At 72.7% G+C, this 12,770-nt stretch carries 12 protein-coding genes; 5 read left to right on the top strand and 7 right to left on the bottom strand.

The features are described 5' to 3' along the window. Positions 1-193: 193 nt before the first annotated feature. The 6 genes from ACJA3G_RS15935 to ACJA3G_RS15910 form a co-directional block, all read right to left on the bottom strand. On the bottom strand, positions 194-1,258 hold the full coding sequence (locus ACJA3G_RS15935; RefSeq protein WP_406553636.1) for a BMP family protein: 1,065 nt from the start codon (positions 1,256-1,258) through the stop codon (positions 194-196). A 140-nt stretch (positions 1,259-1,398) separates the two neighbouring features. Further along, positions 1,399-2,631 carry an amidohydrolase gene (locus ACJA3G_RS15930; RefSeq protein ID WP_406553638.1) on the bottom strand — a complete coding sequence of 411 codons (1,233 nt, stop codon included), beginning with the start codon at positions 2,629-2,631 and terminating at the stop codon, positions 1,399-1,401. 286 nt (positions 2,632-2,917) lie between these two features. Beyond that, positions 2,918-3,925 carry a hypothetical protein gene (locus ACJA3G_RS15925; RefSeq protein WP_406553637.1) on the bottom strand — a complete coding sequence of 336 codons (1,008 nt, stop codon included), beginning with the start codon at positions 3,923-3,925 and terminating at the stop codon, positions 2,918-2,920. 108 nt (positions 3,926-4,033) lie between these two features. Next, positions 4,034-4,972, bottom strand: coding sequence for an N-acetylneuraminate synthase family protein (locus tag ACJA3G_RS15920; protein WP_406553635.1), 939 nt, complete (start codon positions 4,970-4,972; stop codon positions 4,034-4,036). Positions 4,973-4,983: 11 nt separating this feature from the next. Continuing rightward, positions 4,984-6,225: a cytidylyltransferase domain-containing protein gene (locus ACJA3G_RS15915; RefSeq protein ID WP_406553634.1), complete on the bottom strand. Its 1,242-nt coding sequence runs from the start codon at positions 6,223-6,225 to the stop codon at positions 4,984-4,986. Further along, positions 6,225-7,547: a DUF6716 putative glycosyltransferase gene (locus ACJA3G_RS15910; protein WP_406553633.1), complete on the bottom strand. Its 1,323-nt coding sequence runs from the start codon at positions 7,545-7,547 to the stop codon at positions 6,225-6,227. Before ACJA3G_RS15910 ends, ACJA3G_RS15915 begins: the two co-directional genes overlap by 1 nt. A gap of 188 nt (positions 7,548-7,735) precedes the next feature. Here ACJA3G_RS15910 and ACJA3G_RS15905 point away from each other — a divergent pair, with 188 nt between their 5' ends. Genes ACJA3G_RS15905 through ACJA3G_RS15890 form a run of 4 tightly spaced genes read left to right on the top strand, consistent with a single transcriptional unit; the run spans position 7,736 to position 10,621 of the window. Then, positions 7,736-8,722 carry a glycosyltransferase family 2 protein gene (locus tag ACJA3G_RS15905; protein ID WP_406553632.1) on the top strand — a complete coding sequence of 329 codons (987 nt, stop codon included), beginning with the start codon at positions 7,736-7,738 and terminating at the stop codon, positions 8,720-8,722. Further along, positions 8,722-10,047, top strand: coding sequence for an alpha-2,8-polysialyltransferase family protein (locus ACJA3G_RS15900; RefSeq protein WP_406553631.1), 1,326 nt, complete (start codon positions 8,722-8,724; stop codon positions 10,045-10,047). Before ACJA3G_RS15905 ends, ACJA3G_RS15900 begins: the two co-directional genes overlap by 1 nt. Before the next feature lie 53 nt (positions 10,048-10,100). Then, positions 10,101-10,373, top strand: a complete 273-nt coding sequence (locus ACJA3G_RS15895; RefSeq protein WP_406553630.1) for a type II toxin-antitoxin system Phd/YefM family antitoxin — start codon at positions 10,101-10,103, stop codon at positions 10,371-10,373. Next, positions 10,370-10,621 carry a type II toxin-antitoxin system RelE/ParE family toxin gene (locus ACJA3G_RS15890; protein ID WP_406553629.1) on the top strand — a complete coding sequence of 84 codons (252 nt, stop codon included), beginning with the start codon at positions 10,370-10,372 and terminating at the stop codon, positions 10,619-10,621. Before ACJA3G_RS15895 ends, ACJA3G_RS15890 begins: the two co-directional genes overlap by 4 nt. On the opposite strand, the gene ACJA3G_RS15885 is transcribed toward ACJA3G_RS15890, so the two are convergent. Beyond that, the gene (locus ACJA3G_RS15885; RefSeq protein WP_406553628.1) at positions 10,599-12,059 is read right to left on the bottom strand and encodes an FAD-dependent monooxygenase; all 1,461 of its coding nucleotides are present in this window, start codon (positions 12,057-12,059) and stop codon (positions 10,599-10,601) included. The genes ACJA3G_RS15890 and ACJA3G_RS15885 overlap by 23 nt on opposite strands. Before the next feature lie 70 nt (positions 12,060-12,129). Between ACJA3G_RS15885 and ACJA3G_RS15880 the strand changes: the two genes are divergently transcribed. Continuing rightward, a partial coding sequence (locus ACJA3G_RS15880) for a TetR/AcrR family transcriptional regulator C-terminal domain-containing protein (protein WP_406553627.1) occupies positions 12,130-12,770 on the top strand: 641 nt, incomplete at its 3' end.

The raw sequence follows: 12,770 nt of genomic DNA, 5'->3' as shown, positions 1-12,770 counted from the left end.
CTCCTACGAGAAGGAGGGGGGTGGGGGCAGAGGGCGTGGTGACGCTAGCGCGCCAACTCCCGCCTACGCGCGTAGAGTTGACACATCGTTATGGGCTCGGCGGGGAGGGGGCTCACCCTCCCCGCCGAGCCCGTGGTCGTTCAATGCCGTGACGTGGTCCGGCCCCGAGGACGGGGCCGGGTCACGGCGGGGATCACGGGGTGGTCTTGACCTTGACCGAACCGTCGACGATCTTCTTCTGGGCCGCGTCGAGCTGGGCCTTGATGTCGTCGATGAAGCCGCCGCTGGTGGCGAGCGAGACGCCGCCCTTGGCCAGCGAGTAGCTGTTGGTGCCGGTCAGCGGCTTGCCGTCCTTGACGGACTTGACCAGGTCGTAGACGCCGACGTCGACGTTCTTGACGACCGAGGTCAGGATCGCGGACTTGTACTTGCCCAGGGAGGCCTGGTTGTACTGGTCCGAGTCGACGCCGATCGCCCAGGCGCCCTTCTTGCCCGCGACGGCCTCGATGGCGCCGGTGCCGGAGGAGCCGGCCGCGGTGTAGATGACGTCGATGTCCTTGTCGAGCATGCCCTGGGCGGCTTCCTTGCCCTTGTCGGGGCTGGCGAAGCCGGACGTGTCCGAGCCGTGCGACAGGTACTGCGGCTGGACGGTGTCGGACGGCTTGGTGTCCTTGACGCCCTGGATGAAGCCCGCCTCGAACTTCTTGATCAGCGGAACGTCGACACCGCCGATGAAGCCGATGTGGCCCGTCTTGGACTTCAGCGCCGCGGCGACACCCGCGAGGTAGGAGCCCTGCTCCTCGGTGAAGACGATGTTGTCGACGTTCTTGGCGCCCTCGACGACCGAGTCGACGATGCCGAAGGTCGTGTTCGGGTACTTGGCGGCGACCTGCTTCATCGAGTTGGCGTAGGCGTAGCCGATGCCGATGACCGGGTTGTAGCCCGCCTGCGCCAGGTCGGTGAGGCGCTGGACGCGGTCGGCCTCGGTGTCCGTGGTCTTGGCGGTCAGCTCCTTGATGTCACCGCCGAACTCGCCCTTGGCCTTGTCGATGCCGCGCGCGGCGGAGTCGTTGAACGAGTGGTCGCCACGGCCGCCGACGTCGTACGCGACACCGACCTTGACGCCCTTGCCGCCCGCGCTGGACGACGCGGAGGAGTCCTTGTCCTTCTCGGAGGACGTGCTGCCACACGCGGTGGCGGAAAGAGCGAGCGCGGCGGTGGCGATACCGGCCGCAGCGATCTTGGATACCCGGCGCACGAGGAGGTCCCTTCAAAACGAACCGAGAGCGCCCCTACCGGCGCTGGTTTCGCGTCGGATCGTAACGCGCGTAGATGTCGCGTAAAGACCTGTTCGGAAGCCGTTATCGAATCGCCGCGAACAGACGATGAAGTGTCCGGTTACGAACGGTGTCCTTCCAGCAGCGCAGCGGCAGTGAAGAGCTCCACCCCGACCTTGATGGCGGCCTCATCGGCGTCGAAATCACCCCGATGCAGGTCAAGACGGGCGTTGGAGCCCGGGGTCCGTACGCCGAGACGGGCCATCGCCCCCGGCACGCGCTCCAGGTACCACGAAAAGTCCTCGCCACCCAGACTCTGCTCGGTGTCCTCGATCGCGTACGGCCCTCGGCGCGCCGTCTGAGCGTCGCGCAGCAGTTCGGCCACGGCCGGGTCGTTGACCACCGGCGGCACGCCGGGGACATAGTTGATCTCGGGCTTCGCCCCGTGCAGAGTGGCGACCTCGTAGATCGCGGCGTGCACCTTGTCGGGCGCCTCGCGCCAGGCGTCCAGGTCCAGGCAGCGCACGGTTCCGGCCAGCTCCGCGCGCATCGGAATGACGTTGCAGGCGTGCCCGGAGTCGATCCGGCCCCAGGTGACGGCGAGCCCCGCCCGGGCGTCGATGCGGCGGGCGAGCAGCGCGGGCACGTCGGTGACGACCCGGGCGGCGGCGGTCACCAGGTCGGTGGTCAGATGCGGGCGGGCGGTGTGGCCGCCGGGCCCGTCGAGGGTGATCTCCAGCCGGTCGCAGGCCGAGGTGATCGCCCCGGTCCGCAGCCCGATGCGCCCCGCGTCCACCCGCGGGTCGCAGTGCACCGCGATGATCCTGCCCACGCCGTCGAGCGCGCCGGAGCGGATCGCGTCGGTGGCGCCGCCCGGCAGCACCTCCTCGGCGGGCTGGAAGACCAGCCGGACCGGGTTGGGCAGCAGCCCCTGGCGTTCGAGGTCGGCCAGGACCAGCCCGGCGCCGAGCACGGTGGTGGTGTGGATGTCGTGGCCGCAGGCGTGCGCCCGATCGGGGACGGTGGAGCGGTACGACGTGTTGACCTTGGCGTCCGGAATCGGCAGGGCGTCGATGTCCGCCCTGATCGCCAGCATGGGCCGTCCCCCCTTCCAGGTGCCGACATCGCACAGGAGTCCGGTACCGCTGTCGAGGACCCGGGGCTTCAGCCCGGCCGCCTCAAGGCGCTTCTTGATCGCCGCGGTGGTGCGGAACTCCTGGTTTCCCAGCTCGGGGTGCATGTGCAAGTCCCGGCGGAAGGCGATGAGTTCGGCGCGCAGGGGCTCGGGGAGCAACCCGGGCAACGGGGCTTCCCCGGGCAGCTCGGCGTCGGGTTCGTCGGAGGCGCGCGACATCAACTGGTTCACCTGTTGAAGAGTAGGCCCCTTCAAGGGCCAACTAACCGTCGATCAACAAAAGTTCAGCCCGATAGGGGAAAGAAATCTGTCCTCCCGGCGGTTGTCCGCCTTCCTGGCTGGGTAAACTCGCCGCCCGCTTCTCCGGCGGGTCGCAGCGGTTTCGCAGCGCCCTGTCAGGGCGATCTCAGCGCCGCACCGGTCCGGGGCGCCGCGCCGGGGCGTGGCGGCGCCCGGCCGGGGCTCACGCCGCGGCCGGACCGCTTCCCGGGGGGCGGATGCCCGCTCAGGCCGCGACCATGCGCAGCCCGTGGGCGGTACGGGCCGAGCCGGTCACGTCCGCCAGGAAGCCCTGGGCGCGCGGCGAGGCGTTCTCGGTGAGCCAGCCGGGGTCGATGTCGCAGACCAGCAGGCGCACCCCGGTGCCCGCGAGCGCCGGCGGCAGGGTGTGGACGACGGTCGAGGGAAAGCTGAGGACCGTACGCCCGACGGGCCCCCGGCGGGCTATGAGCTCCAGCGGCAGGTCCGGCCGGACGATCTCCAGGCCGGTCCGCCGGTGCAGGGCGCGCAGCTTGTCCGGGGACTCGCGGCGGTGGGCGAAGTACCGGGTGGCGCCGTGGGTGCGGGCCAGGGCCGCGACCGCCTCCAGATAGCGGTCGGGGTCGACCACGCCCGTCTCCACCAGCGAGGTGCCCACCATGTCGGCGCCCTTGGTGATGCGCGGCGGACCGAACCGGGCCCGGGTCCAGCCGAAGGTGTTCGGGGTGACCGTGACCGCCTCCGGCGCCTGGACGGGCATGGCGCTGAACACCTCGACCGTACGGCCTCGCGCCGGGGTGAGACGACGGCGCGCCGAGGCGGCGAAGGGGGCGAAGAGCAGATCCCGCGCCCCGGCCCGGCTGCCGCGCCGGTGCCAGCGGACCAGCCGCTCGCCGCTGCCCAGCTGGGCGACGAACTCCATGGTGGCCGTGCCGTCGTCCACGACGACCAGGTCACGGGCGCGGGCCACGGTGAGCAGCAGGTGGACGTAGCGCGAGAACGGGTCGCCGATGACGATCCGGTCGGCGCGGCGCAGCAGCGTGGCGAGGCCCCCGATGGTGCGCAGGGGGGCGGTCGGTCCGCCGCGGGCCTCCTCCCAGCGCACCCGCATGCCCTCCTCGCGGGCCAGCTCCGCCATCCGGCGCAGCTGGCCTCGGGACATCGGGTCGGTGGGCGAGAGGACGACGACGGTGAGGTCGTCGTGGCCGGCCGCCGCGTCCTGGGGCCCGGACCGCTGGGCCGGCACACCGTTCAGGAGCGGGCGCGTGGAATGGGCCCACTCCAGCACGTTGAGCAGCTGGACCGGGCTCTCCACGAAGGCGAGCGTGGCGGAGGTGTCCCGAGGCACGGCGGCCGGCCCGGCTCAGACCGAGACCGGCGCGCGGTCGGCGCCGGCCGTCTCGGCCTCGGTCTCGGCGACGACCCCGGGGACCCGGCGCAGCTTCTTCATCGGGGCGAGCTCCGACTCGTAGACCTTCTTGACGCCGTCGCCGAGCGCGGCCTCGATGGTGCGGATGTCGCGGACCAGGCGCGCCAGGCCGCCCGGCTCGACGGAGGCGGCCTGGTCGGAGCCCCACATGGCGCGGTCCAGGGTGATGTGGCGCTCGACGAAGGTGGCGCCGAGGGCGACCGCGGCGAGCGTGGTCTGCAGGCCGGTCTCGTGGCCGCTGTAGCCGATGGGGACGTTGGGGTACTCCGCCATCAGGCTGTTGATCACCCGCAGGTTGAGCTCCTCGGCCTTGGCCGGGTACGTGGAGGTGGCGTGGCAGAGCAGGATGTTGTCGCTGCCGAGCACCTCGACGGCGTGCCGGATCTGCCGGGGCGTGGACATGCCGGTGGAGAGGATGACGGTGCGGCCGGTGCCGCGCAGGGCGCGCAGCAGCTCGTCGTCGGTGAGCGAGGCGGAGGCGACCTTGTGGGCCGGCAGGTCGAACTTCTCCAGGAAGGCGACGGCCTCGGTGTCCCACGGGGAGGCGAACCAGTCGATCCCGCGCTTGGCGCAGTGCTCGTCGATGGCGCGGTACTCCGACTCGCCGAACTCCACCCGGTGGCGGTAGTCGATGTACGTCATCCGGCCCCACGGGGTGTCGCGCTCGATGTCCCACTGGTCGCGCGGGGTGCAGATCTCCGGGGTGCGCTTCTGGAACTTGACGGCGTCGCAGCCCGCGTCGGCGGCGGCGTCGATCAGGGCGAGGGCGTTGTCCAGGTCACCGTTGTGGTTGATGCCGATCTCACCGGTGACGTACACCGGCTGACCCGGTCCGGCGATGCGGCTGCCGAAGGTGCGCAGACGGTTGCTCATGAGGGGTGTCCTTACTGGGCGGTGGCGGTGTGGAGCGGGGGGTTCGGCACAGGGGTGTGGTGGAGCTCGGGTCCGAGGAGCCAGGCGGCGATCTCGCGGATCGCGCCCTCGCCGCCGGGGGTGGCGGTGACCGTGCGCGCGGCGGCGCGCACGGAGTCGTGGGCGTCGGCGACCGCGACCGGCCAGCCGACGAGGGAGAAGCAGGGCAGGTCGTTGACGTCGTTGCCCGCGTAGAGCACCCGTGCCGGGTCGACCGCGTTCTCCTCGCACCACTGCTTCAGGGCGAGGTCCTTGCGGTCGACCCCGTGCAGTACGGGGATCCGCAGCTTGCGGGCGCGGGCGGCGACCACCGGGTTCTGCTCGGTGGAGAGGATCAGCAGCTTCAGGCCGGAGCGGCGCAGGGCGGCGACGCCGAGCCCGTCGCCCCGGTGCACGGCGACCAGTTCGCGGCCCTCGGAGTCGATGAGGACCCGGTCGTCGGTCTGGGTGCCGTCGAAGTCGAGGACGACCGCGTCCACCTCGTCGCGGGCCGGGGTGCGGGCCGGGTCGAGCAGCGGCGCGAGCGCGCGGGCGCGGGCCAGGTCGTGCGGGTCGTCGATCTCCAGGACCCGGGCCGGGTCGGTGCGCACCAGCGCGGTGCGGCCGAAGAAGCGGTGCCGGTGGGTGCGGAAGCCCTCGGCGTCCATGGCGTAGGCGGCGCCGGTCTCCAGGAAGTCCTGGGGGCGGTCCTGGCGGCGCGGGCGGAAGGACTTGTCGTGGCCCAGGCCCTCGCCGCCGTCCGGTGACTCGCGCCAGACGAAGCCGTGGAAGGGGGCGACGGTGACGGCCGTGTCGGCGCCGTCCACCACGACGGCCGCGGCGACCCCGTCCACGTCCTCGTGGCTCAGGAACGGGCTGGTGCACTGCACGAGCAGCACCACGTCGGTGTCCGCGTGCCCTTCCAGGGCGTGCAGCACGGCCGCCTCGCTGGTCGCGGTGTCCCCGGCGATGGCGGCCGGGCGTACGACGACGTGGGCGCCGGCCGCCGCGGCGGCGGCGGCGATCGCCGGGTCGTCGGTGGAGACGGCCACATCGGTGACGTGGCGCGCGGCGAGGCAGGCCCGTACCGCCCGGACGACCAGCGGGACGCCGCCGACCGCGGCGAGGTTCTTGCCGGGGACGCCCTTGGAGCCGCCCCGGGCCGGGATCACGGCCAGGACCTTCCTGGGGCGGGGGTCCGCGGTGGGCCGGGGGTGCGTGGACCGGTCGTTCATCAGAGTTCTCCCATCCGGCGGATGACCGGGGCCACGCGCTGCACTCCGTGGCGGTAGGCCCCGCGGGCCGCGTCCCGTACGGCGTCGCGCACCAGGCGGCGTACGCCGGTGGCCTCCGTGTCGGGTGCGGCGCCCGGCAGCGGGGTGCCGTCGGGGGCGAGGTGGTGGCGGGCGAGGATGCCGGGCTGATAGCCGGGCGCGGTGGTGGGCGTGTAGTACGGGCGCACGGGCGGCAGTCCGGGGCGGGCCAGCAGGCCGGCGATGCGCGCGCGGGCCGCGTCGAAGGCGGTGCCGTACGCCACGCCCGGCGCGACCCCCTGCGCGGCGAGCCAGCCGGCGTCCGGGACCGGGCGGTGGCCGGCGTCCAGCTCGTCCCAGGAGGCGAGGCAGCCGGAGCCGACGAAGTGGTGGTTGCCCAGGCCCTCGCGTACGCCGAGGTCGGTCAGGACGGCGGTGGGCACCGAGCGGTGCAGGGACTCCAGGGCCGCCGTCGAGGAGACGGTGACGAGCAGGTCGGTGCGGTCCAGGACCTCGCCCATGTTCCCGTAGACCAGACGGAAGTTGGGCGGCACTTCGAGGGAGCGGACGAGCTTCTGGTAGGGCTGCTCCTCGATGTGCGTGGTGTGCTCGCCGGGCTTGGAGCGCAGCTTGAGCAGCACCTCGCGGCCGGGGTGGCGGCGGGCGTGGCCGATCAGGCGCCGCAGCAGGTAGAGCCGGTCGGCGCGGCTCTCGGGCACCGACGGCTGGGCGGCGAAGACGAGGGTGTCGCGGCCCGGCTCGGGCCGGTGGGGCGCGCCCCCGAGGAAGGGCAGGGCGGCCTCGGTGACCGCCGAGGCGTCGGCGCCCACGCCCTCGTACACCGCGCGGAACCGTGCGGCGTCGTGGGCGGAGTTGGCGAGGACCACATCGGCGCCGTGGCGCAGCAGCAGGCCGTCGGTGAGCTTCTCGTAGACGACGCCGACGTAGCCGGTGACCAGGACGGGCCTGCGGGTCCCGGCCGGCCACAGCCGGGCGAGGCCGTGCAGGGCCGCCTGGGCGGCGCCGCCGACCAGCGCGAGGACCACCACGTCGTACGGCTCGCGCTCGACGGCGTGCAGGAACGCGGCCATCGTCACCTCGCGCAGCGCGTCGGCGTCGACGCCGACCTCGGCGAGCTGGCGCGGGGTGGGGGTGGCCCGGCCGCGCAGCAGGAAGCCGCTGAGCTCGGGCGGGCGCTCGGCGACGCGGCGGGCGGTGAGGGCACCCCATTTCCACCGGGTGTCGGAATCGGCGATAACGGCGATCCGGGGCGCGGTGTCGGTGGGATTCGTAACGGACGGCACGTCGAAGAAGCTAGGAATCCATTCCGTTTGGCGGCCCAACTGGGCCGCAACAGATGGTTAACAGCGCGTCTACGAAAGGGGAAAGGGGCCGTGGGGCGGACCGGTTAACAGCCCGGTCGCCCACTGTTCACCCACCATCCCTCGCCCGGACAGCGCGAATGACGCGGCACCGCTTTAGCGTCACCCGGGTGGTCAAGCTCTCCGTGGTCGTGCCGTTCTACAACGTGCGCACCTATGCCCCCGACACCCTGAGAAGTCTGCGCGACAACGCGCGAGAGGACTTCGAGTTCCTGCTGGTCGACGACTGCTCCTCGGACGGTACGGCCGCGCTGCTGGCCCGCGCCGAGCGCGAGCTGCCGGGGGCGGTGGTCCTCACCCACGAGAAGAACGGCGGTCTCGCCACCGCGCGCAACACCGGCATCGACGCGGCGCGCGGCGAGTACGTCACCTTCCTCGACGGGGACGACTGGCTGGCGCCCGGCTACTACGCCCAACTGGTCGCCGCCATCGAGGAGTTCGGCTGCGACTTCCTGCGCACCGACCACGTCCAGTGCACCGGCACCCGGCGCTCGGTGCAGCGGGTGCCGCACGGGCGGCGCGGCGAGGTGCTGGACCCGCGCACGGCGATCCTGCCGACCACCCGCTCGACCTCGGTGGACTACGCGTTCGCCTGGGCCGGGATCTACCACCGGCGGCTGGTGGAGCGGGGGCTGCTGCACTTCACGGACGGGCTGCGCACGGCCGAGGACCGGCCGTGGATCTGGCGGCTGCACCGGGAGGCGGAATCCTTCGCGGTGCTGGGTCTGCTCGGCGTCCACTACCGGCGCGGAGTGGCCACGTCGCTCACCCAGATAGGCGATGTGCGCCAGCTGGATTTCATCCGCGCTTTCGACCAGGTGATCGAGGAAACGGCCCGGGATCCCCGCGCGACGGAACTGCTGCCGAAGGCGGTACGGACGTACTGCGCCATCATCTCCCACCACCTGGGAAACCGGGAAAGGTTCGAACCGGCCGTGGCGCGTGAACTGCGGAGCAGAAGTGCGGAAGCGCTGAGGAGAATGCCGCAGGACGTCCTCAAGGAGGCGCTCGAATCGATGGACTCGGCCCGCGCCTCCCGGCTGCGGCGGCTGCGCGTCCGTACCCGCTCCCTCACTTCGGCGGGGGCGGCGGCCTGATGCGTACGACGCAGATCTTCATGGCCACGACGGTGTACGGGACGGCGACGCTGGCCGCCGCGATCGACAGCGGCTGCTTCGGGCCCGCCGACCGGCGCCTGCTCCTGATCAGCAACAACGCGCCCATCCCGGAGACCTCGCCCTCCCTCGACACCATGCCGGGCTTCGCGGCCCTGCGCGGGCGCTTCGACGGGGTGCTGTCGTGGAACGAGACCATCGCGCCGATGCACCCGGCCGGCTGGGCGCCGCGCGCGGACGACGTCCCGCTGTGGGAGCGGCAGTTGCGGCGCGCCTGGGACCTCGGCGACGACCGGATCGAGCTCGCCGTGGAGTCCATCCAGGTCAACCCGGCGGGCGCGGTCGCCCAGCTCTTCCCGGACGCGCCCCTGCACGTGTACGCGGACGGGCTGATGAGCTACGGCCCCACCCGCAACAAGCTGGACCCGCTGGTGGGTTCGCGGGTGCGGCGGGTGCTCCACCTGGACCTGGTGCCGGGCCTGGAGCCGCTGCTGCTCGGTGAGTTCGGGGTGGCCCCGGAGGTGATCCCGACGGAGGCCTTCACCAAGGTGGTGGGCGAGCTGTCCGCCGAGTGCGCCGGGCTCGACGTGCCCGAGGGCGCGGCCCTGCTGCTCGGCCAGTACCTGGCCGCGCTCTCGATCCTCACCGAGGCCGAGGAGGAACAGCTGCACCTCGCCATGGTGCGGGGCGCCGCCGCGCGCGGCCACCACCGGATCGTCTTCAAGCCGCACCCCTCGGCGCCGCCCGCCTGGACCGAGGCGCTGCGCACCGAGGCCGTGACGCTCGGCGTGGAACTGACCGTCCTGGAGAGCCCGCTGCCGGCCGAGGCCGTCTACGAGCGGCTCGCCCCCGCGCTGGTGGTCGGCTGCTTCTCCACCGCGCTGCTGACCGCGTCCGCGTTCTACGGCCTCCCGGTCGCCCGCACCGGCACGGAACTGCTCCTGGACCGCCTCACCCCGTACCAGAACAGCAACCGGGTACCGGTGACGCTGGTGGACGCGCTGCTGCCACCTCTGGAGGGCGCGGAGGGCGAGGCGCCGGAGCCGCCCCACGACCTGGCGGCGCTGGTGGCGGCGGTCGGCTACGCGATGCAGTCCGAGATCCGCCCCGACCTGCGCCCCGCCGCCGAGCACTACCTCTCCCACCAGCTGACCCCGCACACCTGGCGCTACTTCAAACGCCGCCGCCTGACCACCCTGGCCCTCCCCGGCGCCCTCCCCACCCAGCTCGCCTTCATCCCGCGCAACGCGACGGTCCGGAGACTGGCCCGACGGGCCCGGGCCGTGGGGCGCCGGCGAGTGCGGTAACGGCGTAGCCGCGATACACACCCGACACACCCGCAGGTGTGTACAGTTCTGTCATGGAGACCTATCCGCTCGTAGAGGCACGCAACCAGCTCGGACAGCTCGTGGGCCGCGTCCGGCACGGCGGCGAACACATCCTGATCAGCGAGTACGGCAAGCCTGCGGCGGCCCTGGTCCCCATAGAGGAACTGGAGGAGCTCGAACGCCTCCGGGACCAGGCCGACCTGGCCGAGGCGCGAGCCCGCGACGCGGCCCCGGCCGGGCCTGCCCTGAGCCACGACGAGTTCATGGCCCAACTGGAGGCCGAGGACCGGCAGGCCGGACTGTGACGTGCACCGTGGTGTGGGAGGCCCGGGCGATGGACGAGTTCCGGCGTCTGCGCCGGGCCGACCCGGTGGGCGCCAAAGCCTGTGCGGCGGCGGTACGGGAGTTAGGGTCCGCACCCAGGCCGGCCGCCGCCCGAGCCCTCGGCGGCTCGGGCTACCACCGGCTGCCGGTGGGCGCCTGGCGGGTGCTCTACCGGCTGGAGGAGGCGACCCTGTCCGTTCACGTCGTCAAGGTCGGGCGGGTGAGCTGAGCGCGACACCACACCGCGCCAGGTACCCGGCCAGACCCTCCTCCGTTCGGCCCGCCCATCCCACGTAGCCGTCCGGGCGGATGAGGAAGAGGCCGCGTCCGTACGTCTCGTACGCGCTCAGGGTGTGGACGTGGACCAAGTCGCTTTCCACCGCCGGGGCTTCGGTCCCGATGGCGAGCAGGGTGAAATGCGGGCCGCTGTACAGGTCGAAGAGGCGGCCCTCGGGCAGGACGCCGTCGGGGGCGCGGTCGCCGGCCTCCAGGGCTCCGGCCCCGCCCTCGGAGAGCGGGCCGCCCCGGTAGCCGATGCCGAGCTGCTTGACCACGTTGCCGCGCTGGCTGTCCCCGCCCAGCAGGGCCTGGCGGTGCAGCCGGGTGCTGATGCCGAGGACGTCGGCGGCGACCGGCTGCCGCTCCCGCTCGTAGGTGTCGAGCAGCTCGGCCGGAGCGCCGTGCCGCAGCACCTGGCCGAGCTTCCAGCCGAGGTTGTAGGCGTCCTGGACGCTGGTGTTGAGACCCTGGGCGCCGGCCGGTGAGTGCACATGGGCCGCGTCCCCGGCCAGGAAGACCCGGCCCACCCGGTACCGCTCGGCCAGCGCGGCCCGCGGCCGGAACTCCGAGGCCCAGACGACCTCGGTGATCTCGTCGGCGGCGACCGGCGTCCGGGTGGCGATCAGGTTCCGTACGCCCTCGGGGGTGGCGTCCGGCACCGCTTCGACGTCCTCGTACTGCGCGACCATCTGGAAGAGCCGGGCGGCGCCCGGCAGCGGGCAGAGCACCACGGCGCCGCCGCTCGCGCCCGCCCACGCGTGCCAGTGGTCACCGTCGACGAACGCGTCCGGCGCGACGACCACATCGGCCACCAGCATCGGCTTGGGGTCGACCGACTCGCCCTTCATGGCGACGCCGAGCAGCCGGCGCACGGTGGACCGGCCGCCGTCGGTGGCCACCAGATGGCGGGCGCGGACCTGCCGGCCGTCGGCGAACCGGGCCGTGACCGTCCGCCCGTCCTGGTCGAGCCCGGTCAGCTCGGCGCCGAAGACGACCTCGCCGCCGAGGGAGCGCAGATGGTCGTGGAGCAGCGCCTGAAGGTGCGCCTGCCCGATGAGCAGGCCGTTCGCGTACGGGGTCTGCTCGGTGGGCTCCGAGCGCTCCATCATGTCCCACTCGCGCCCCCGGGTGGTCCCCTCCGGGCCTTCCCAGCCGAGCATCCTGGGGTACTCGCGCCCGGCCGCGCGGACCGTCTCCAGGATGCCGAGGTCGTGCAGCACCTCCTGGGTGCGCGGCTGGAGGCCCTTGCCGCGCGAGCCGGGGAAGAGCCGGCCGGACTTCTCGACGAGCATGGCCGGGACGCCCCGGCGGGCGAGGTCGATCGCCAGGACGAGACCGGTGGGGCCCGCACCGCAGATGAGTACGTCCACGTCCGCATCCGCATCCATGGCCGCGACTTCCTTAACGTTGTTAAGTTCCATGCGGCGAGGATGTGCTTAACAGTGTTAAATTGTCAAGGTGGTCACTACGAGAATCGACCGGGCGCTGGTCGCCGACACCGCGCTGCGGCTCCTGAACGAAGTCGGCCTGGACGGGCTCAGCCTGCGCGCCATCGCCAAGGAGCTGAAGGTCCAGGCGCCCGCGCTCTACTGGCACTTCAAGAACAAGCAGGCGCTGCTCGACGAGATGGCGACGGTGATGTACCGGCGGATGACGCGGGACGCGCACGGCGTCCCCGGCGTCTCCCCCGACGCGCCCTGGCAGGAGCAACTCGCCGCGTTCAACCGGGCGTTGCGCGCCATGCTGCTCAGCTACCGCGACGGCGCCAAGGTGTACGGCGGCGCCCGCTTCACCGGCACCGACCACGCCGCGGCGCTGGAGGGGCTGCTGTCCGCGATGGGCGCGGCGGGCATCGGGCCGAGCGAGGCGACGCTGGCCGGGACGACGGCGTACGCGTACACGATGGGCTTCGTGGCGGAGGAGCAGGGGATGGAGCAGGGGATGGGCGCCGAGCCGTTCGACGTCGGGGCGCGGGCGGCACGGCTGGCGGACTACCCGCTGGCGGCGGCCGTGGGAGCGGATCTCTTCGAGGGGTACGAGGAGCGGTTCGAGGCGGGGCTGCGGATGGTGATCGCGGGGATCGAGGCGGTCTACGGGGG

Source organism: Streptomyces sp. YS-3 (assembly GCF_045257485.1).
Classification (GTDB): domain Bacteria; phylum Actinomycetota; class Actinomycetes; order Streptomycetales; family Streptomycetaceae; genus Streptomyces.
This window is presented reverse-complemented; position numbering and strand designations above follow the sequence as displayed.

Coding starts and splice junctions, on each gene's coding strand:
- ACJA3G_RS15930 (WP_406553638.1), bottom strand. CDS start 2,631: ATGTCGCGCGCCTCCGACGAACCCGACGCCGAGCTGCCCGGGGAAGCC.
- ACJA3G_RS15885 (WP_406553628.1), bottom strand. CDS start 12,059: ATGGATGCGGATGCGGACGTGGACGTACTCATCTGCGGTGCGGGCCCC.
- ACJA3G_RS15895 (WP_406553630.1), top strand. CDS start 10,101: ATGGAGACCTATCCGCTCGTAGAGGCACGCAACCAGCTCGGACAGCTC.
- ACJA3G_RS15900 (WP_406553631.1), top strand. CDS start 8,722: ATGCGTACGACGCAGATCTTCATGGCCACGACGGTGTACGGGACGGCG.
- ACJA3G_RS15915 (WP_406553634.1), bottom strand. CDS start 6,225: ATGAACGACCGGTCCACGCACCCCCGGCCCACCGCGGACCCCCGCCCC.
- ACJA3G_RS15920 (WP_406553635.1), bottom strand. CDS start 4,972: ATGAGCAACCGTCTGCGCACCTTCGGCAGCCGCATCGCCGGACCGGGT.